Source organism: Amycolatopsis sp. NPDC003861, assembly GCF_053605405.1.
On the sequence record NZ_JBSGJD010000207.1, the window covers coordinates 1 to 18051 of the forward strand.

General features: G+C 72.4%; 17 protein-coding genes. 6 read left to right on the forward strand and 11 right to left on the reverse strand.

Annotated features, from left to right (window positions below):
* Positions 1-28: 28 nt before the first annotated feature.
* On the reverse strand, positions 29-1297 hold the full coding sequence (locus ACWEVN_RS36135; protein WP_452054267.1) for an ATP-grasp domain-containing protein: 1269 nt from the start codon (positions 1295-1297) through the stop codon (positions 29-31).
* Between the two features lie 83 nt (positions 1298-1380).
* Here ACWEVN_RS36135 and ACWEVN_RS36140 point away from each other — a divergent pair, with 83 nt between their 5' ends.
* On the forward strand, positions 1381-2883 hold the full coding sequence (locus tag ACWEVN_RS36140) for an FAD-dependent oxidoreductase (RefSeq protein ID WP_452054268.1): 1503 nt from the start codon (positions 1381-1383) through the stop codon (positions 2881-2883).
* 19 nt (positions 2884-2902) lie between these two features.
* On the opposite strand, the gene ACWEVN_RS36145 is transcribed toward ACWEVN_RS36140, so the two are convergent.
* Positions 2903-3427 carry a DUF1360 domain-containing protein gene (locus ACWEVN_RS36145; protein ID WP_452054269.1) on the reverse strand — a complete coding sequence of 175 codons (525 nt, stop codon included), beginning with the start codon at positions 3425-3427 and terminating at the stop codon, positions 2903-2905.
* Positions 3424-4218, reverse strand: a complete 795-nt coding sequence (locus ACWEVN_RS36150; RefSeq protein WP_452054270.1) for an SDR family NAD(P)-dependent oxidoreductase — start codon at positions 4216-4218, stop codon at positions 3424-3426. The genes ACWEVN_RS36145 and ACWEVN_RS36150 overlap by 4 nt, the downstream gene beginning before the upstream one ends.
* A gap of 92 nt (positions 4219-4310) precedes the next feature.
* Between ACWEVN_RS36150 and ACWEVN_RS36155 the strand changes: the two genes are divergently transcribed.
* Together ACWEVN_RS36155 and ACWEVN_RS36160 are read left to right on the forward strand one after the other, a co-directional pair.
* Positions 4311-5324 (forward strand): DNA topoisomerase IB, encoded by a 1014-nt coding sequence (locus ACWEVN_RS36155; RefSeq protein ID WP_449686021.1) that lies wholly within the window; start codon positions 4311-4313, stop codon positions 5322-5324.
* An 81-nt stretch (positions 5325-5405) separates the two neighbouring features.
* Positions 5406-5732, forward strand: a complete 327-nt coding sequence (locus tag ACWEVN_RS36160; RefSeq protein ID WP_449686020.1) for a hypothetical protein — start codon at positions 5406-5408, stop codon at positions 5730-5732.
* Positions 5733-5955: 223 nt separating this feature from the next.
* On the opposite strand, the gene ACWEVN_RS36165 is transcribed toward ACWEVN_RS36160, so the two are convergent.
* The gene (locus tag ACWEVN_RS36165; protein WP_449678397.1) at positions 5956-6336 is read right to left on the reverse strand and encodes a VOC family protein; all 381 of its coding nucleotides are present in this window, start codon (positions 6334-6336) and stop codon (positions 5956-5958) included.
* A 4-nt stretch (positions 6337-6340) separates the two neighbouring features.
* Entirely contained in the window at positions 6341-7354 is a 1014-nt protein-coding gene (locus tag ACWEVN_RS36170) for a YihY/virulence factor BrkB family protein (protein WP_452054271.1), read from the reverse strand.
* A 54-nt stretch (positions 7355-7408) separates the two neighbouring features.
* On the opposite strand from ACWEVN_RS36170, the gene ACWEVN_RS36175 reads away from it, so the two are divergent.
* Entirely contained in the window at positions 7409-7876 is a 468-nt protein-coding gene (locus ACWEVN_RS36175; protein WP_449686017.1) for an SRPBCC family protein, read from the forward strand.
* Between the two features lie 183 nt (positions 7877-8059).
* Here ACWEVN_RS36175 and ACWEVN_RS36180 read toward each other — a convergent pair whose 3' ends face one another.
* The 6 genes from ACWEVN_RS36180 to ACWEVN_RS36205 all read right to left on the reverse strand — a co-directional run bounded on the left by ACWEVN_RS36180 (position 8060) and on the right by ACWEVN_RS36205 (position 15682).
* On the reverse strand, positions 8060-9652 hold the full coding sequence (locus tag ACWEVN_RS36180; protein WP_449686016.1) for a phytoene desaturase family protein: 1593 nt from the start codon (positions 9650-9652) through the stop codon (positions 8060-8062).
* A gap of 17 nt (positions 9653-9669) precedes the next feature.
* Complete coding sequence (locus ACWEVN_RS36185) at positions 9670-10743, reverse strand: NAD-dependent epimerase/dehydratase family protein (protein ID WP_452054272.1); 1074 nt, start codon at positions 10741-10743, stop codon at positions 9670-9672.
* 34 nt (positions 10744-10777) lie between these two features.
* The gene (locus ACWEVN_RS36190) at positions 10778-12802 is read right to left on the reverse strand and encodes a CocE/NonD family hydrolase (RefSeq protein WP_452054273.1); all 2025 of its coding nucleotides are present in this window, start codon (positions 12800-12802) and stop codon (positions 10778-10780) included.
* 22 nt (positions 12803-12824) lie between these two features.
* Complete coding sequence (locus ACWEVN_RS36195; RefSeq protein ID WP_452054274.1) at positions 12825-14009, reverse strand: zinc-dependent alcohol dehydrogenase; 1185 nt, start codon at positions 14007-14009, stop codon at positions 12825-12827.
* A 62-nt stretch (positions 14010-14071) separates the two neighbouring features.
* Positions 14072-15067 carry an anion permease gene (locus ACWEVN_RS36200; RefSeq protein ID WP_449686012.1) on the reverse strand — a complete coding sequence of 332 codons (996 nt, stop codon included), beginning with the start codon at positions 15065-15067 and terminating at the stop codon, positions 14072-14074.
* Positions 15068-15682 carry a DUF47 domain-containing protein gene (locus tag ACWEVN_RS36205; RefSeq protein ID WP_452054275.1) on the reverse strand — a complete coding sequence of 205 codons (615 nt, stop codon included), beginning with the start codon at positions 15680-15682 and terminating at the stop codon, positions 15068-15070.
* 93 nt (positions 15683-15775) lie between these two features.
* Between ACWEVN_RS36205 and ACWEVN_RS36210 the strand changes: the two genes are divergently transcribed.
* Together ACWEVN_RS36210 and ACWEVN_RS36215 are read left to right on the forward strand one after the other, a co-directional pair.
* Positions 15776-16717, forward strand: a complete 942-nt coding sequence (locus ACWEVN_RS36210; RefSeq protein ID WP_452054276.1) for a glycosyltransferase — start codon at positions 15776-15778, stop codon at positions 16715-16717.
* A gap of 23 nt (positions 16718-16740) precedes the next feature.
* Entirely contained in the window at positions 16741-17949 is a 1209-nt protein-coding gene (locus tag ACWEVN_RS36215) for a glycosyltransferase family 4 protein (RefSeq protein ID WP_452054277.1), read from the forward strand.
* The last annotated feature ends 102 nt before the right edge of the window (positions 17950-18051 follow it).

Here is an 18051-nt window from a genome sequence, read left to right on the forward strand (position 1 = left end):
CTGTCCGAACGCGACCCCGTTTTCGTGCTCACTCGAATGCGAACGGCAGGGCGTCCACGCACGCCTGGAACTTCTGCACCATCTCGTGCTCGGTGTGCCCCGCGACGAACAGGTGGGCCAGCTCGAAGCTGTAGCTGTCCTGCTCGGGCAGGTCCGAAAGCCGCTGCCCCACCTCCGGCACGATTTCGATCTGGGTGCCGTCGATGCGGTTCTGCACCGTAGCGATCTCCGCGGGCGTCGGCACGCGCGTCACGACGCCGTCCTCGAACCGGCGCAGGTACCACTTGCCGGCGATCTGGTAGGTGCCCTTGCGGGGCCGGCGGCCGGGGTCCTGGCCCAGGCCGAGGCGGACCATGATCTCGTGGTTGGCGACGCCGTCGACGAACTCGAACAGCTCGGCGTGCGACTGCGAGTGCCGCGGGTTGATCTCCAGCAGGCACACCTGGCCGGAGTCGGGGTCGCAGAAGAACTCGATGCTGAACGTGCCGTTGTCGAAGCCGATCTGCTTCATCACGCGCTCCGCGACCTCGCGCATCCGCTGGACCGGCTCCTCCCCCAATTGCGATGGGTACTGGTGGCGCAGGAAGGACGAGCTGTCCGGGTAGTTGATCGAGTCGAGGGCGCCGTAGACGGTGACCTCACCCTGGTGGACGTACCCTTCGACGGCCGCCTGGACGCCGTGCAGCGCCTCCTCGGCCAGGCAGGCGGCCCCGCCGACCCGGGCGATCTCCGGCGGCAGGTCGGCCTGGTCGAGGACGTAGCCGAACGGCTCCCCCACCCGGCCGACGCCGGCCCGGATCTCGGCCACCGCGTCGGCGAATTCCGCGTTGTTCTCAGCCTTGAAGGCGAGCTCGGAGGAGAAGGACTTCACCGGCTTGAGCCACATCGGGTAGCCGACACCCTCGGGCGGAGCGGGGCGCTGGTCGCCGAGCTCGACGATGCCGAAGTTCGGCAGCTCGTCGATCACCTTTCTCTGCTCCAGCCGGCTCCAGTACTTGTGCTCGCACTTCAGCACCGCTTCGAGGGAGACGCTGGGCAGGCCGTAGCGGCCGCAGAGGATGGGTACGAGCGTCGCGGCGGGGAAGTCCCAATAGCTGACGATCGCGCCGACTTCGCCGTCGAACGCGTCGAGTTCGTGCTGCGCTGTCTTCAGCAGCGCTTCGAAGTCGATTTCGCCGTGTTGCAGCTCTTCGGGGGTCAGGAGCCCGTGGAACCGGTAGCTTCCGGCCCACGGCAGGCGATCCAGTACGCGCTGGTTCTCCTCGTCCAGGCCGATCACGAAGATGTCGGTACTCATGAGCTGGGGCTACCCCTGGTTTCGCGCGGCCGAAACGGGCCGGATGGCCGGTTTGGCCGGGCGTTCAGCGGGCACCCGCAGGCATGACAGCCCTGCCCGAACCGCTCTCGCTGTGGGTCGAAACCGCTCCCGCCCCGGATCGCACCGCCGTCCCGGTGCCGGAATCCGCCGACGTCGCGGTGCTCGGCGCGGGCATCGCCGGGCTCACCACCGCGCTGCTGCTCGCGCGCGCCGGCCGGTCGGTCGTCGTGCTGGAGGCCGAGCGAGTCGCGGCCGGGGTGTCCGGCCACACGACCGCGAAGGTCAGCGCCCAGCACGGGGCCAAGTACGCGGACCTGACGTCCCGCCACGGCGCCGGTGCGGCGAAGGCCTACGCCGGCACCCAGTCGGCGGCCCTCGAATGGGTGGCGGCCACCGCGGCCGACCTCGGCATCGACTGCGGCTTCACCCGCGCGGACAGCTACGTCTACACGACCCGGGAAAGCACCGTCGACTCCCTCAGGCAGGAGGCCGACGCGGCCGCCGCGGCGGGGCTGGCGGCGTCCTTCACCGAGGAGGTCGCGCTCGACGTGCCCGCCTTGGGCGCCGTGCGGACCACCGGGCAGGCGCACTTCCACCCGCGGCGGTGGCTGCTCGGCCTGGCCGCGGAGATCGAGCGGGCGGGCGGCACGATCGTCGAGCACGCCCGGGCCACCGCGCTCAACGGCCGGACCGTCCGGACCTCGCGCGGTGACGTCGTGGCGGGCGAAGTCGTGGTCGCGACCCACTATCCCGTCCTCGACCGCGGCCTGTACTTCGCCCGGCTCGATCCGGTGCGCGACCTCGTCGTCGCCGGCCCCGCGGCCGGGAACAGCGCGCCCGAAGGCATGTTCCTCGACGCCGACACGCACCACTCCGTGCGCGGCTACACCGAGCAGGGCACCCCGATGGTGATCGCCGGCGGCGAGCACTACCGGGTGGGCGCGCACGTCAACGTCGAACGCCGGTACAGGCGGCTGGCGGACTGGGCGGACCGGCACGCGGGCCTGCACCGCGTCACCCACCGCTGGTCGGCCCACGACATGTCCACGCCCGACCTGCTGCCCTACGTCGGCCGCTATCTGCCGGGGACGAAGAACCTGTGGGTGGCCACCGGGTTCGGCCAGTGGGGCATGACCGGCGGCACGGCCGCGGGGCACGTGCTGGCGGCGCGAATCCTCGGCGAGCCGCACCCGGCCGCGGACCTGTTCGACCCCAACCGCTTCGACGTGCGCTCGGTGCTCGAGGTGGCCCAGGACAACCTGACCGTCGCGAAGTACCTCGTCGGCGACCACGTCGCCGCGCTGTGGCGGTCCGAGAAGCTCGACGACCTCCAGCCCGGCGAGGCCGAGATCGTCCGGGTGGGCGGCGAGCTCGTCGCGGCCCACCGCGACGACGCCGGGAAGCTGCACACCGTCGGCGCGCACTGCACCCACCTGGGCTGCCTGGTTTCGTTCAACGACGCGGAGAAGACCTGGGACTGCCCGTGCCACGGCTCGCGGTTCGGCGTCGACGGCGAAGTCGTGCAGGGCCCGGCGGTCCGCCCGCTGCGCCGCGGCCCGGACTGAGCCGCGGCGCGAACCCGGGCTAACCGGACGCGAGCTTCTTGCCCGCGTCGTACAACAGGTGCAGGGCGTCCGCCAGGCCGACGGTCGTCAGCATGGCCGCCGCCAGCCGGGTCACGCGCGGGGCCATCACCAGGCCGCCGGCCAGTCCGGTGGCGATCCAGACGTTCAGGCAGAACGGGCACGAGACGAGCTCGCCGACCGCGTGCTCGACGTGTCCCTTCGCCGGGACGGACTCGTTCAGCTCGTCGTCCCCGGCCGGTTCTTCGTACCGGGTGAACGGGGCGCGCAGCGGGCTGGTGACGGCGTCCTTGGCCAGCAGGCGGCTGGCCTTGAACGTCGCCGCGCCCAGCAGGATCGTGTCGCCGGCGCCGATCCGCCGCGGCAACCGGGCCCCGACGGCGCGGCCGAGCAACATCAGCCCGCCGACGAGGCCACTGTAGGCACCCATCGCGGCGACGTACCCGCCCAGCGGCCGGTCTTCCCCGCCGGCGTAGCTGCGCTGGACCTGCTTCGCCTTGCGGGTGACGTCTTCGATGACGCTCATGCGTCCGCCGATCCGGGCTGCATCATCTTGCCCTGCTGTTTCGCCTTGGCCTGGTCGGGAAGAAGGCGCGAGCCGGCCGCCTGGAGCTTGTTCTTCACCGCGCCGGGGACGATCTTGTCCTTGCCGGCCATCAGCGCTTCGTAGCCCGCTTCGGCGATCTCGGCCGGGCTGTCCTTGTCGCCGGTGGCGATCTTGGTGTCCGCCATGTCGGCGCGTTCGAAGAACTCGGTGTCGACCGGGCCCGGCAGCATCGCGGTGACGGTGACGCCCTTGTCCTTCACCTCGGCGCGCAGGCCTTCGGAGAACGACGTCAGGAACGCCTTCGAGGCGGCGTAGACGGCCTGGTAGGGCGCGGGCGACGTGCCGGCGATCGACGAGGTGAACAGCGCCCGGCCGTGGCCGCGGCCGACCATGCCGGGCACCACCCGCTTGGTCAGGTGCACGGCCGAGCGGACGTTGAGGTCGACGACCGTCAGCTGGTCCTCCAGCAGGGTGTCCCCGGCGAACTCGCCGTTGATCCCGACGCCGGCGTTGACGGCCAGTGCTTCGACCGGGCGGTCCGCGAGCCGGCGCACGAGTTCCTCGACGCCGTCCGGGGCGGCGAGGTCGGTGCGGACCGCCTCGACCTGCGCCCCGCACGCGCGGACCGCGTCGGCGGCCGCGGCGAGCTCGGCGTCTTCGGCGGCCAGGACGAGGTCGAAGTCGTGCCGGGCGAACTGCTTGGCCAGCTCCAGCCCGATCCCGCTCGACGCGCCGGTGACCACGGCGAGCGGCTTGGTTGCGGTGGTCATCCGTGCTCCTTCCGGTGCTTCTCCCGTCGGCTACCCGCCGCCGAGGGCGGCAATCATGGTTTCCCGGTACGCCGGGCGGGTATTTCGCGGCGGTGGGACGCACCAGACTCCGGCGCAGTGACCTGCGCGGCCCGGGCATCAAGCGCATCCGCCGCGGCCGCGGGTTCTCCTATGCCATGCCCGACGGTTCACCGGTGACCGACGACGAGCTGCTGACCCGGATCAAGGACCTCGTCATCCCGCCGGCCTGGCGGAACGTGTGGATCTGCCCGTACCCGAACGGACACGTCCAGGCGGTCGGCACGGACGACGCGGGGCGGCGCCAGTACCTGTACCACGAGCAGTGGCGGCGCGACCGCGACGAGGAGAAGCACGACCGCGTGCTGCAGATGGCCCGCCGGCTGCCCGCTTGGCGTTCGTCGGTGGCGGACGACCTCGCCGGGCGCGGCCTGACCCGCAAGCGAGTGCTCGCGGCGGCGTTGCGCATGCTCGATCGGGGGATCTTCCGCACCGGCGGCGAGGAGTACGCGGAGGAGAACGGCACCCACGGCGTCGCGACGCTGCTGCGTTCGCACGCGGCGGTCCGGGGTGACGAATGCCGGTTCTGCTACGTCGCGAAGGGCGGTCTCGATCGCGAAGTGGCCATCCGCGACGCCGAGCTGGCGTCGGTGGTGAAGGCGTTGCTGCGCAGCCGGTCGGAGAGCGACCGGCTGCTGGTCTACCGCGAGGGCGGCACGTGGCACGAGGTCCACGCGGCCGACATCAACGAGCGGTTCAAGGAGCTCGCGGGCGAGGACTGCACGGCCAAGGACATGCGCACGTGGAACGCGACGGTCCTGGCCGCGGCGGCCTTCGCGGCCGCGGACCCCCCGACGTCCGAGACGGCCCGCAAGCGCGCGGAGGCGAAGGTGATGAAGGAGGTCTCCACGGCGCTGGGCAACACGCCGGCGGTCTGCCGCTCGTCCTATGTGGACCCCCGGCTCGTGGAGGCGTACCGCGCCGAGCGCACGATCGCCCCGGCGTTGAAGAGGGCGGCGCGCCTGGACGGCGACGAGGCGCGAGCGGTGCTGGAGAGGGCGTGCGCACGGCTGCTGAACGCGTCGTGACGGTGTGGAGTGGGAGGCACGGTGGGATCCATCCGAACGTGTACTGGCCCGGAGCTGCGCCGGTCGGGGACCCTGGAGGGGATGACGACATCGGCAGTCCGCTGGCGCGCCTCGATCGCCCTCACCGTGGGCGGCGAGGGAACGGTGGCGAGCATCGTCGAGTCCGACCACGGGAGTGAAGGGTCGGCGCGCGAGTGGGTGGAACGGAAGCTGCCCCGCACGAGGTTCCCGGCGTGGATCCCGGCGGCGCGGCGAGGAGACGGGGTGGAGTTGTTCGGCCGGGTGGCCCGAGGCCGGGTGGTGACGGGCCGGCTGGTGCCGACCTGGGAACCGGAGGCGCCGGTGTGGCACGCGGATCGAGCGGGAGATGCGGTGCAGTGGCGCCGCTGCGCGGCTGAGGACCGCTGAGGCACCCGGCGGGGGCCGGGCCGAAGGCTGGATGCGGCCGCAACCCACGCGCGCCCGCACAATCCAGCCTCGACGCCGCCCAACGCGGCTCTCCGCGCCCCCAAGCGGCCCTAAGCGCGTCCACCGCAACCCAAGCCGTCCCAGCGCACCTCAAAGTCACCCCGGGCCACCGCCACCGGAGCTTCCGGACCGCTCAAGGCTGCCCGGAAGCGCGCAGCCGGACTCAGGCCGCGCCCACATCCTTGCGCAGCAAGCAGAACTCGTTGCCTTCCGGGTCCTGCAGGACCACCCACGACTCCTCGCCCGTCTGGCCCACGTCCGCCGGCCGGGCGCCCAATGCCGTCAAGCGCGCCAGTTCCGTCTCCTGGTCCACCCCCGCCGGGCTCACGTCCAGGTGCAGCGGGAGCTTGCCGCGGCGGGGGTTGTCCGTCTGGGCGAGGATCAACGTCACCGGCCCCTCACCGAACGCCGCTCCCGGCGGGCCCAGGGCCAGGCCGTCCGGCTCGTGGCCGATCACCTCGTAGCCGAGGACCGCGCACCAGAACTCGGCCAAGCGGTCCGGGTCGTGGCAGTCCAGCACCAGCTCGGTGATCCGGCAGGCCATCCGCTCACTTCCGTTCCGACTCCGCCACCGCCGCGGCTTCGTCGTCGTCCATCGCCTTCGTGTCCCGCGGCGGCAGGAACGGCTCCTCCTGGTCGTCCGCGCGGCCCGCCTCGATCGTGCGGCCGCGGGCCAGCTCCGCGTCCAGCTCGGCCCCCAGCAGGATCGCGAGGTTGGAGATCCACAACCATACAAGGAACACGATCACCCCGGCCAGCGAACCGTAGGTCTTGTTGTAGGAACCGAAATTCGCGACGTACAGCGCGAAACCGGCCGACGCCAGTACCCACAGCACCACCGCCATCAGCCCGCCCGGCGTCAGCCACTTGAAGCCCGGCAACCGCACGTTCGGCCCCACCCAGTACAGCAACGCGAACGCGAGACTCACCAGCAGCGCGATCACCGGCCACTTCGCGATCTCCCACACCAGCACGCCCGTCGAGCCGAGGCCGATCAGGTCGCCGAGCCGGCGGGCGACCGTGCCCGTCGCCACCACGCCCAGCGCGCACGCCGCCAGCAGCACCACGATCCCGACCGTCAACGCGATCCGCAGCGGGATCGTCTTCCACACCGGCCGTCCCTCCGGCATGCCGTAGATCGCGTTCGACGCCCGCATGAACGCGCCGATGTAGCCCGACGCCGACCACAGCGCGCCCAGCAGGCCGATGATCGCCAGCGGGCCGGCCAGGCTGCGCGAGCCGGTCAGCTCCCGGATCGCGCCGACGAGGATGTCCTTGCCCTGGCCCGGCACGACCTGGTTGATGTTGTCGATCACCGTCTGGATCTTGTCCGGGCCGAGCAGGCCGAGGATGGCGGTGAGCACGATGATGCCCGGGAACAGCGACAGGACGCCGTAGTAGGTGAGCGCCGCCGCCCAGTCGGTGAGGTTGTCGCGGTTGAACTGCTTGAACGTCCGTTTCAGCGCCCCACCCCACGACCGCTTCGACAGGTCCCCGGGTCCTTCGGGTTCTTTCCCGTGTCTGGCCACCGTCGCCACCTCCTGCTTCGTCGGGGCGGGCATACCCCCGTCCGGGAGTGGGTATGCCTGGTTCGTCACTCGAACCAGGAGGAAGCCGTGCCCGAGGTCAGCCGCGTGATCGACGTACCACCCGACGCCGTGTTCGCCGTGCTCGCCGACGGCTGGATGTACGCCGGCTGGGTGGTGGGCAGCTCCCACATCCGCGACGTCGACGACGAATGGCCCGCGGTCGGCTCCCGCATCCACCACAGCGTGGGCCCGTGGCCGGTGCACATCCAGGACGTGACGGTGGTCCGCGCGGTCGAGCCGGGCCTGTCACTGTCGCTGGAGGCCCACGGCTGGCCCCTGGGTGCGGCGGCGGTCGGCTTGACGCTGGTCCCCCACGGCGACGGGCAGACGCTCGTCCGGATGACCGAGCACATCGTCCGCGGCCCCGGCAAGGTGCTGCCCGAGGCGGTGCAGGCGCTGATCGCCAAGCCCCGCAACACGGAGTCCCTCGCCCGGCTCGCCGACCTCGCGACGGGCAAACACGCCCGCGCCCAGCACGGCCACCCCAACCCCTAGCCGGACGGTCTCGCGCGGTCGGCCCGCGTTCCGGGACGGTCGGCTCGCGTACCTACGGGATCGGCCCAGGTGTCTCAAGGGGCCACACGCGTGACTGAGGGGCCACACGCGTGATTGAGGGGCCACACGCGTGATTGGAGGGTCGACACGGCGGGGCCACCGCGCTGGTGACCGAAGCGGGGGTCAGCCGTAGATGGCTCGGTGGGCGGCCCGGATGACCGCCGCGTAGCCGCCGCCGAGGCGGCCCGCACGGGCCAGGGCCGCGCGGGCCGCGTTGGCTCCCGGGCCGCCGTGGACCGCTCCGCCCGGGTGGGCCGAGGCGCCCGCCAGGTACAGGCGGTCCACCGGGGTGTCCGGGCGGCCCGTTCCCGGCAGCGGGCGGAAGAACAGCTGCTGGTGGATCGCCGACGTGCCGCCGTTGACCGCGCCGCCGACCAGGCCCGGGTCGTGCTCGGCCAGCTCGGCCGGGCCCTGGACGTACCGGGCCTTGATCAGGCCCGTGAACCCGGGCGCGTTGGCCTCGACCGTCTCCTCGATCCGCCGGGCCCGGCGGTCGAGGGCCGCGCGGCTCTCCATCGTGCCGCGCGGGACGTGCGTGTACGCCCACGCCGACTCGGTCCCCGCCGGGGAGCGCGACGGGTCGCTCGTCGTCATCTGGCCCAGCAGCAGGAACGGGCGGCGCGGGGTCCGGCCGCGGACGAGCTCGCCGCCGAACGCCGACAGGCCGTCCAGGTCCGTGCCCAGGTGGATCGTGCCCGCGCCGCGCGCCGCCTCGGCCGTCCACGGGATCGGGCCGGACAGCGCCCAGTCCACCTTGACCGTCGCGCTGTCCCACTGGAACCGCCGGAGGTCCTCGAGGAACCGGGACGGCAGCCAGGCCGGGTCGAGCAGCGAACCGTAGAGCAGCGGCGCCGGGATGTCGGCGAGCACCGCCTTGCGGGCCCGCACCGGATCTCCGGCGGCGTCGCGGACCCCCAGCGCCCGCCCGTCCGCGACCAGCACCTCGTCCACCGGACGTCCACAGTGGACACGCCCGCCCCGGGACTCGAGGCGGCGGACCAGCGCCGCGGCCAGCTCCCCCGCGCCGCCCACCGGCACCGGGAAGCCCTCGTCCTGGCCGATCATCGCCATCAGCCAGCCGAACACCGCGCTGCCGGCGTTGTCCACCGAAAGGTCGCTGTGCGCGGCGTTCCCGGCCAGCAGCAGTTTCGCGCCCTCGCCGGTGAACAGCTCGTCGCCGAACCGGCGCACCGGCAGCGTCAGCATCCGCGCCAGCCGCAGCGCGTCGCCGGTTCCCGTGCGGCGCAGCAGCTTCAGCGCCGGGCGGACCGGCGGGAACGACGTGAACAGCGTCTCCAGCAGCGGCTCGCGGATCTCCCGCCACTGCCGGAACATCCGCCGCCACGCGTCGCCGTCGCCGTCGCCGAACTCCTCGACCGACGCCGCCGTGCGGTCGAGGTCGCGGGACAGCAGGACGCACCGGTCGTCGGGCAGCACGTGCGCCAGGACTTCGGGCGCGTGCCGCCAGCGCAGGCCGTGCTCCTCCAGCCGCAGGCCCCGGATGGCCGGGGACACCGCGCTCATCGGGTAGAACGCGCTGAACAGGTCGTTGCGGAAGCCCGGCTCGGTGACTTCGGCGGTGCGGACGGCGCCGCCGGCGTGCTCGGTCGCCTCCAGGACCAGCACCGACCAGCCCGCGTCGGCCAGCAGGTTCGCCGCCACCAGGCCGTTGTGTCCGGCGCCGATCACCACCGCGTCGACGGCTTCCGTACTCACTCCGGCCTCCCGGCTGGTCAGGCTTGCGACTGGTGGCTCGGTCCGACCCGGGTGAGCGAGCGGAGCCGGGCCAGGACCCCGTCGCGGCGCGGCGGGGCCAGGGGCGGGCTCGCCGCTCCCGCACCCGACCGGAGCCCGGTGACCAGGTCGGCGAGCGCGGCCGCGGCGTCATACCGAGGTTGCCAGCCCAGCGCGGTCTCCGCCAGCGTCGTGTCCGCGAGCGCCGCCCGGTCGGCCAGTTCGAGCCAGCCGGGGTGCACCGGCAGCACCCCGCCCAGCCAGGCCGCACGGGTCGCGAGCCGCACCACCGGCTTCGGCACCGGGAGGCGCGCTCCCCCGAGGACACCGGCCAGCGCGTCGGCGTCGAGCACCTCCGGCGCGGCCAGGTTGACCGCACCCGCGAACCCCTGGCCGAGGATGAGCCGGATCGCTTCGGCGACGTCGGTGGTGTGCACGATCTGCGCCCGCAGGTCCGTCCACAGCGGAACCGGCAGCCGCCGCCCGCCGACGAGGTGGGCGGGCACCGCCGGGCCGAGCAGCCACCGCGCGAACTCCCCCGCCGCTTCCCGGTGCAGGATCGCGCACGGCCGGAGCCGCGCCACCTTCACCTGCGGGTACTTCTCTTCGAACCGGTCCAGCAGGGCTTCCAGCGCGGCCTTCCCGCGGCTGTAGGCGCTGCCCGCGATGCCGTCGCACGGGAAGTCCTCGGCCACCTTCTCCCAGCGCGGCGCGGGCCCGTAGGCGGCCACGGACGAGGCCACGACCAGGTGCGGCACCCCGGCGGCCGCCGTGGCGGCGAGCACGTTCCGGGTGCCGTGGTCGTTGGTGCGCCACATCGGCGGGTCCCCGCGCACCGGTGAGATCGCCCACGCCAGGTGCACGACGGCGGCTGCCCCCGCGAACACCTCGGCCAGCTCCTCTTCGGCGCCGGGGAGGCCGACGTCGACGGCCCGCCAGCCCGCCCGGCGGTACGGCTCGGCCGTCGTCTCCGGCAGCCGCCGCGCGAGCCCGACCACGTCGTGGCCGGGCTCCAGCGCGTCCAGCAGTGCCGTTCCGACGTTCCCGGTCGCCCCGGTGATCACGATACGCACCCGAAAGGCTTACCCGGTGTGGCCGCGCCGAAACTCAGACCAGATCCCGCGGGATCCGCCGGTGCCAGTTCCGCGAAACGACCCGGCGGGCCCCGTCGTAACCGTCGAGCTGCGCGTCGATGACGAACTCGGTGTCGGTGCACGACACCCGGGTGCGGGTCTCGCTGCGCGCCACCCAGTCGCCGCGCGCGAAGGTGACGTCCCACGCGGTTTCCGCCACCGGCGAGCAGAAATCGTCGGCCACCCAGCTGTAGCGCTCGCGGACGTCCCGGGTGACCTCCAGGTCGAGGTCGTCGAAGCGGACCGTTCCCGCGTCCTTCACGATGTCCAGCGCCGACCGGTAGTCGACGAGGTCCCGCGAGACGGTCCAGCGCTGCTCCCCCGGGGTCACCGCCGTCACGGACATCGGCGGCGCGCCTTCGGGTTCGCCGAACGGCCGCGCCGGCAGCTCGTCCGGCTCGGCGACCGGGCGCACCGGCAGCTCCAGCGCGCTGTGTCCGGTGTGGACACTCAGCAGCACCGGTGTCGGCGGCGGCCAGGCCAGCGGCCAGTACGACGTGGACAGCGAAAGCCGGATCCGGTGCCCGGCCGGAAAAGCCTGCGCCACGGCGTTCAGCTCGATCTCCACCGGGCACCGCTGCCCCGGTGCCATCGGCGCCGGCTCGTCGTGGCCGTCGCGGTGGGTCAGGTTGAGCAGCCCGTAGGTGACGCGGGTGGCCCGCCCGTCCGGGGCGACGTCCGAGATCCGCGCCGCGATCATCGCCACCGGCTGGTCGGCCGAGACTTCCAGCCGCACCTTCGGGGAGCCGAGGATTTCGCAGCGCTCGGTGAGCACGTCGGTGTCGAACACGAGCGACCCGCCGTCCTCCTCGCGCTGGTCGTAGGGCAGGTCCGGCGGGGCGCTGTAGGACGCCCACTTCCCGGAGAACTGCCCGACCGAAAGCGGCGAAGACACGGTCAGCGCCTCGTCGGCCACGTCCTCGCCCGGCCGCGCGAGGCGGTGCCGGGCCAGCGGCAGTTCCTGCGGCTCGACGTGCGGGGACGGCCAGGTGGCCTCGCCGACCCAGCGGCCGGGACGGTCCTCGTAGGACGTCGACGGCGGCACGCTCTCCTGCATCCAGGTGCGCAGCATCGGCCCGTCCATGGCGCCGTTCTCCTCGCCGCGCAGCCAGTGGTCCCACCACTGCACGACCTCCTGGAGGTAGCCGATCGCCGGGCCCGGCTCGCCGAGGTGCGGGTACTTGTGCGACCACGGCCCGATCAGGCCGCGGCGGGGGACGTCGAGGTGGGCCAGCAGCCGGATGACGGCGTTGGAGTAGCCGTCGGCCCAGCCGCTGGAAGCCAGCACCGGCACCTGGACGTCGGTGTAGTTCTCCGACACCGACGCGTGCCGCCAGTAGTCGTCGCGGCGCTGATGGCCGAGCCAGTTCTCGATCCACAGGCTGCAGTTGTCGAGGCGTTCCAGCCACATTTCGCGCCACCGCTCGCCGACGACCGCCGGGTCGGGCGGCAGCGTGGCGTAGGCGAACATCGTGCCGGACTCGGCGACGTTGTCCGAGAGCAGGCAGCCGCCCATGTAGTGCATGTCGTCGGCGAAGCGGTCGTCGGTGAACGACGAGATGACGATCGCGCGCAGGCTCGGCGGTTTCCGGGCCGCCACCTGCAACGCGGCGAACGCACCCCAGGAGATCCCCATCATCCCGGTGTCGCCGGTGCACCAGGGCTGCCCGGCGATCCATTCGAGGACTTCCTCGGCGTCCAGCTGCTCGCGTTCGAGGTACTCGTCGGCCAGGACGCCCTCGGACTCGCCGGTGCCGCGGATGTCCACGCGCACGCAGGCGTACCCGTGACCGGCGAGGTAGGGGTGGTGGATCGAGTCGCGCGGCGCGGTGAGGTCCCGCTTGCGGTAGGGGATGTATTCGAGGATCGCCGGCACCGGCTCGGCGTCCGACGAGACCGGCCGCCAGATGCGGGCGGACAACACGGTCCCGTCGGACATCGGGATGCCGACGTGGTCTTCCTCGGTGATTTCGTACGGCAGCGAGGTGACGGCTCGCAAGAGTCAGTTCCCTCCCCAGGGGTTACGGCTGCAGCAGGATCTTCTGGGCGCCGTCGAGCTTCTTTTGGAAGATCTCGTACGCCCGCGGCGCGTCGTCCAGCGGCAGCTTGTGCGTGGCGAAGCCTTCGACGCCGAGCGGGTCGCCGTCGCCGGTGAGCACCGGCATGACGTCGTCGAGCCAGTGCCGGACGTTGGCCTGGCCCATCCGCAGCTGGATCTGCTTGTCGAACAGCTCCATCATCGGCATCGGGTCGACCATCCCGCCGTAGACGCCGGACAGCGAGATCGTGCCGCCGCGGCGGACGCTGTCGATGGCGGCGTAGAGCACGCTCAGCCGGTCGATCCCGGCCTTCTCGGTGATCTTTTCGCCGAGCGGCTGCGGCAGCAGCCCGACCAGGGTGTGCGCGAGCTTGCCGACCGGGGCGCCGTGCGCCTCCATGCCGACCGCGTCGATCACCGAGTCCGCGCCGCGCCCGTTGGTCAGCTGGCGGATGGAGTCGCCGATTTCCTTGTGGTCACGCGTGTCCAGCGCGGTGGCGCCGTGTTCGCGGGCGCGGGCGAGGCGCTCGGGCACCAGGTCGACGCCGATCACCTGGCCGGCCCCGCGGTGCCGGGCGATCCGGCAGCTCATCTGCCCGATCGGGCCGAGGCCGAAGACGACGACGGTGCCGCCTTCGGGGACGTTCGCGTACTCGACGGCCTGCCAGGCGGTCGGGACGACGTCGGAGAGGTAGACGAACCGCTCGTCCGGCGGGCCATCCGGGACCTTGATCGGCCCGTAGTGCGCCTGCGGGACGCGCAGGTATTCGGCCTGGCCGCCGGGGACCTGGCCGTAGAGCTTGGTATAGCCGAGCAGCGCCGCGCCCTTGCCCTGCTCGCGGACCTGCGTCGTCTCGCACTGCGACTGCAGGCCGCGCTCGCACATCCAGCAGTGGCCGCAGGAGATGTTGAACGGGACGACCACCCGGTCCCCCGGCTTGAGGTTCGTGACCTCCGGCCCGACCTCTTCGACCACCCCCATCGGCTCGTGGCCGAGGATGTCGCCTTCGGTCATGAACGCGCCCAGCACCTCGTACAGGTGCAGGTCGGAGCCGCAGATCCCGGTCGAGGTGATCCGCACGACCGCGTCCGTGGCCTCCTCGATCTTCGGGTCCGGCACCTCGTCGACGCGGACGTCGCGTTTGCCGTGCCAGGTCACTGCCTTCATGGCTCTCCCTTTCCGCGGGCGGGTCTTTCGCCCCGGCTTCCCGCGGAGGGCGGCGGGCAAACTCAGGTGAGCAGGTCGGCCACCAGGTAGACGGCCGCGGCCACCGCGGCGGCGGCCGGGAAGGTCAGCACCCAGCCCATGACGATGTCGCGGGCGATGCCCCAGCGGACCGCCGAAAGCCGCTTGGTCGCACCCACCCCCATGATCGCCGCCGTGATGACGTGGGTCGTCGAGATCGGTGCCTTGACCGCGAACGCCGTCACGTACAACACCGACGACGCCACGGATTCCGCGACGAACCCGTGCGGCGGGTCGAGCGGGAACACCCGCCTGCCGAGCGTCCGCATGATCCGCAGGCCACCCGAATAGGTGCCCAGCGACAAGGCCGCGGCACACACCAGGGTCACCCACAACGGCACCGAGAACGACGTCTGCTGCCCCGCCGCCACCAGCGCCAGGACGATCACACCCATGCCCTTCTGGGCGTCCTGCAGGCCGTGGCCGAGCGCGAGCGCCGACGCGGAGACGATCTGGAACCGGCGGAACACCCGGCCGCTGCGGTGCGGGTTCGCCCGCCGCAGCAGCCACAGCGCGCCGACCATCGCGAGGTAACCCAGGCCGAGCCCGAGCAGCGGCGAGGCCACCATCGGGATCAGCACCTTCTCGGCGATCCCCGCCCAGTGCACGGTGCTCGCGGCGGCCAGTGCCGCGCCGACCATGCCGCCGATCAGCGAGTGCGAGGACGACGACGGGAGGCCGAAGTACCAGGTGATCAGGTTCCAGGTGATGGCCCCGGCCAGCGCGGCGAAGACCACGGTGAGCGCGTCCGGCCCCATCGGGACGTCGATGATCCCCTTGGCCACCGTCGCGGCGATGCCGGTGGACAGCAGCGCGCCCGCCAGGTTCATCACCGCCGCCAGCACGAGGGCGGCGCGCAGGGTGAGCGCCCGCGTCGACACCGCGCTGGCGATGGCGTTGGCCGCGTCGTGGAAGCCGTTGGTGTAGTCGAAGACGAGCGTCAGGACGATCACCGTGACCAGGGCGGCGGTGCCCGTCACTCAGGACTCCTTGACCGCGATGGTCTGCACCACGTCGGCGAGGTGCTCGAAGGCGTCGGCGGCCAGCTCGAACTGCTCGACGACCTCCTTGGTCTTCAGCACCTCGAGGGCGTCCCCGCCCGGCTCGAACAGGTGGGCCAGGATCCGCCGGTAGACGCGGTCGGCCTCGTTCTCCAGCTCGTTGATCTCGATCCAGAACGGCTCGAGCTCGCCGACCTTGGCCAGGCCGGGCATCGAGGACGCGGTCAGCTCGGCGGCCCGGCAGAGCACCCGGACCAGGACGTCGATCCCCGGCGGGAAGGTGCCGATGCGGTACAGCACGGCCAGGTCCGCCGCGGTGTCCATGAAGTCCAGCACGTCGTCGATCTTGGCGGCCAGGGCCTGGATGTCCTCGCGGTCGAACGGCGTCACGAACGAGCTGTTGAGCTCCACCATGATCGTGTGCGTCAGCTCGTCGCCCTGGTGCTCGACCTCGTGCAGGCGCTTCGCGATCGCGTCCCGTTCGGCCGGCTCGGCGGCGACGAGGTCTCTCAGCAGTGCGGTCGCGGCGACCAGGTTCTTCGCGGCGTCGGCGAGCAGGTCGAAGAACCGGGTGCCCCGTGGGGTGAACCGCATGGATGGAAGTCCCTTCGTCGCGCACGCCGGTCGAGGGCCGGGTACCCCGTCCGGCCGTACGTTTAACAGCCGTTCTCCGGGAAACCAGGAGTCATGACCGATCCCGGATCCCGGCGCCTGAGAGTACTGCTCTGGCACGTGCACGGCTCGTGGACGGACGCTTTCGTCCGCGGCCGCCACGACTACTTCCTGCCGGTGTCGCCCGACGGTGCGCCGTGGGGCCTCGGCAAGGCGGGGCGGGACTGGCCGTCGGTGACCGAGGTTCCGCTCGACCGGCTGACCGAAGCCGAGCCCGACGTCGTCGTGCTGCAGCGGCCGGAGGAGCTCGAATTCGCCGCCCGCCTGGGTGTTCCGGCCGTCTACGTGGAACACAACGCGCCCCGGCCGTACGCCGCTTCGAGTGAACATCCGCTGGCCGGGCGGTCCGACGTCACCGTCGCGCACGTGACCCACTTCAACGCGGCCATGTGGGACTGCGGCCGCGCGCCGGTGACCGTCGTGCCGCACGGCATCCCCGACCCGGGCCCGCGCTACACCGGCGAGCTCGCCGCCGGCGTGTCGATGATCAACGAGCCGGTGCGCCGGGAGCGCGTCACCGGTGCCGACCTGCTCGGCACGCTCGCCGAGGCGGCCCCGGTCGACGTTTTCGGTATGGGAACCGAAGAGCTCGGCGCGCCGCTGCGCGGGCTGGGCGACGTCCCGGCGCCGAAGCTGCACGACGAGATCGCCCGCCGCCGCGTCTACCTGCACACCGCCCGGTGGACGTCGCTGGGACTGTCCCTTTTGGAGGCCATGCACCTGGCGATGCCGGTCGTCGTCTTCGCCGCCACCGAGGCGGCCGAGGCGGTGCCGGCCGACGCGGGCGTGCTCTCCACCGACGTCTCCGTGCTGGCCCGGGGTTTCCGTGAGCTCCTGAACGAACCCGACTTCGCCGCGCTCGCCGGCAAGAACGCCCGCGAACACGCCCTGAAGCACTACGGGCTGGCCGCCTTCCTGACCGCTTGGGACCACCTCCTCGCCGAGACGGCCCGTTGAACCTCGAAGGGAACGCCTCACCGATGAAGATCGCGATGGTGTCCGAGCACGCCAACCCCCTCGCCGCACTGGGCGAAGCCGACGCCGGTGGCCAGAACGTGCACGTCGCCGAGCTGTCGGCCGCGCTGGTGCGCGCCGGGCACGAGGTCACCGTCTACACGCGACGGGAGAGCCGCGACGAGCCGCCGGAGGTCCGGACGCCGCACGGCTACCGCGTCGTGCACGTGCCGGCCGGGCCGCCGCGCAAGGAGCCGAAGGACCACCTCCTGCCCTACATGGGCGAGTTCGGCAGCTTCCTGCGCGACCAGTGGGCACTCGAACGCCCGGACGTGGCGCACGCGCACTTCTGGATGTCCGGCCTCGCGACGTCGCTGGCGGCGAGCGCGACCGGGACGCCGGTGACCCAGACGTTCCACGCCCTCGGCGTGGTCAAGAAGCGCTACCAGGGCGATCAGGACACCAGCCCGGCCGACCGCATCCGGCTGGAGCGGATCATCGGCCGCCAGGCCGGGCGCGTGATCGCCACCTGCTCCGACGAGGTCTTCGAGCTCTCCCGCCTCGGCGTGCCGCGGTCGCGGATCTCGATCGTCCCCTGTGGCGTCGACCTCGGCCGGTTCTCCCCCGACGGGCCGATCGCCCGCCGCCGGCTGCCGCACCGGCTGGTCGCCGTCGGCCGGCTGGTCCCGCGCAAGGGGTTCGACATCGCGATCACGGCGCTGGCCCAGCTCCCGGACACCGAGCTCGTCATCGCGGGCGGCCCGGAGCGCGGCCGGCTGTCCCAGGACCCCGAGGCGGGGCGGCTGCGGGAGCTGGCCGAGAAGCTCGGCGTCGGCGACCGCGTCCGCTGGCCCGGCCAGGTGTCCCGGGAGGACATGCCGGCGCTGCTGCGCTCGGCCGACGCGGTGGTGTGCACGCCGTGGTACGAGCCGTTCGGGATCGTGCCCCTGGAGGCGATGGCCTGCGGTGTCCCGGTGGTCGCGGCCGCGGTCGGCGGCTTGACCGACACGGTCGTCGACGGCGTCACGGGGCTGCTGGTCCGCCCGCACCAGCCGAAGGAACTCGCGTCAAGGGTCCGCCGGCTGATCGACGACCCGGCCCTCTGCCACGCCTACGGCACCGCGGGCCACGACCGCGCGGTCGCCCGGTATTCCTGGGACCGCGTCGCCGCCGACACGCTGCGCGCCTACCACAAGCTGGTCCCCCAGACCGCAGCCACCGCCTCGGCCCGCTGACCCGTCGTGAGTGGTAAGGCGGGTTAGAACCCCCCCGAAAAAAAAAAAAAAAATGAGGCGACAGCAAACGGGGGCCGAGAAAGCCCCCGCGCGGGGGGGCCG

Bases quoted from the DNA above. Each gene is read 5' to 3' on its own strand.
- ACWEVN_RS36135 (WP_452054267.1), bottom strand. From the start codon at position 1,297: ATGAGTACCGACATCTTCGTGATCGGCCTGGACGAGGAGAACCAGCGC.
- ACWEVN_RS36140 (WP_452054268.1), top strand. From the start codon at position 1,381: ATGACAGCCCTGCCCGAACCGCTCTCGCTGTGGGTCGAAACCGCTCCC.
- ACWEVN_RS36145 (WP_452054269.1), bottom strand. From the start codon at position 3,427: ATGAGCGTCATCGAAGACGTCACCCGCAAGGCGAAGCAGGTCCAGCGC.
- ACWEVN_RS36150 (WP_452054270.1), bottom strand. From the start codon at position 4,218: ATGACCACCGCAACCAAGCCGCTCGCCGTGGTCACCGGCGCGTCGAGC.
- ACWEVN_RS36160 (WP_449686020.1), top strand. From the start codon at position 5,406: ATGACGACATCGGCAGTCCGCTGGCGCGCCTCGATCGCCCTCACCGTG.
- ACWEVN_RS36165 (WP_449678397.1), bottom strand. From the start codon at position 6,336: ATGGCCTGCCGGATCACCGAGCTGGTGCTGGACTGCCACGACCCGGAC.
- ACWEVN_RS36170 (WP_452054271.1), bottom strand. From the start codon at position 7,354: ATGCCCGCCCCGACGAAGCAGGAGGTGGCGACGGTGGCCAGACACGGG.
- ACWEVN_RS36195 (WP_452054274.1), bottom strand. From the start codon at position 14,009: ATGAAGGCAGTGACCTGGCACGGCAAACGCGACGTCCGCGTCGACGAG.
- ACWEVN_RS36205 (WP_452054275.1), bottom strand. From the start codon at position 15,682: ATGCGGTTCACCCCACGGGGCACCCGGTTCTTCGACCTGCTCGCCGAC.
- ACWEVN_RS36210 (WP_452054276.1), top strand. From the start codon at position 15,776: ATGACCGATCCCGGATCCCGGCGCCTGAGAGTACTGCTCTGGCACGTG.
- ACWEVN_RS36215 (WP_452054277.1), top strand. From the start codon at position 16,741: ATGAAGATCGCGATGGTGTCCGAGCACGCCAACCCCCTCGCCGCACTG.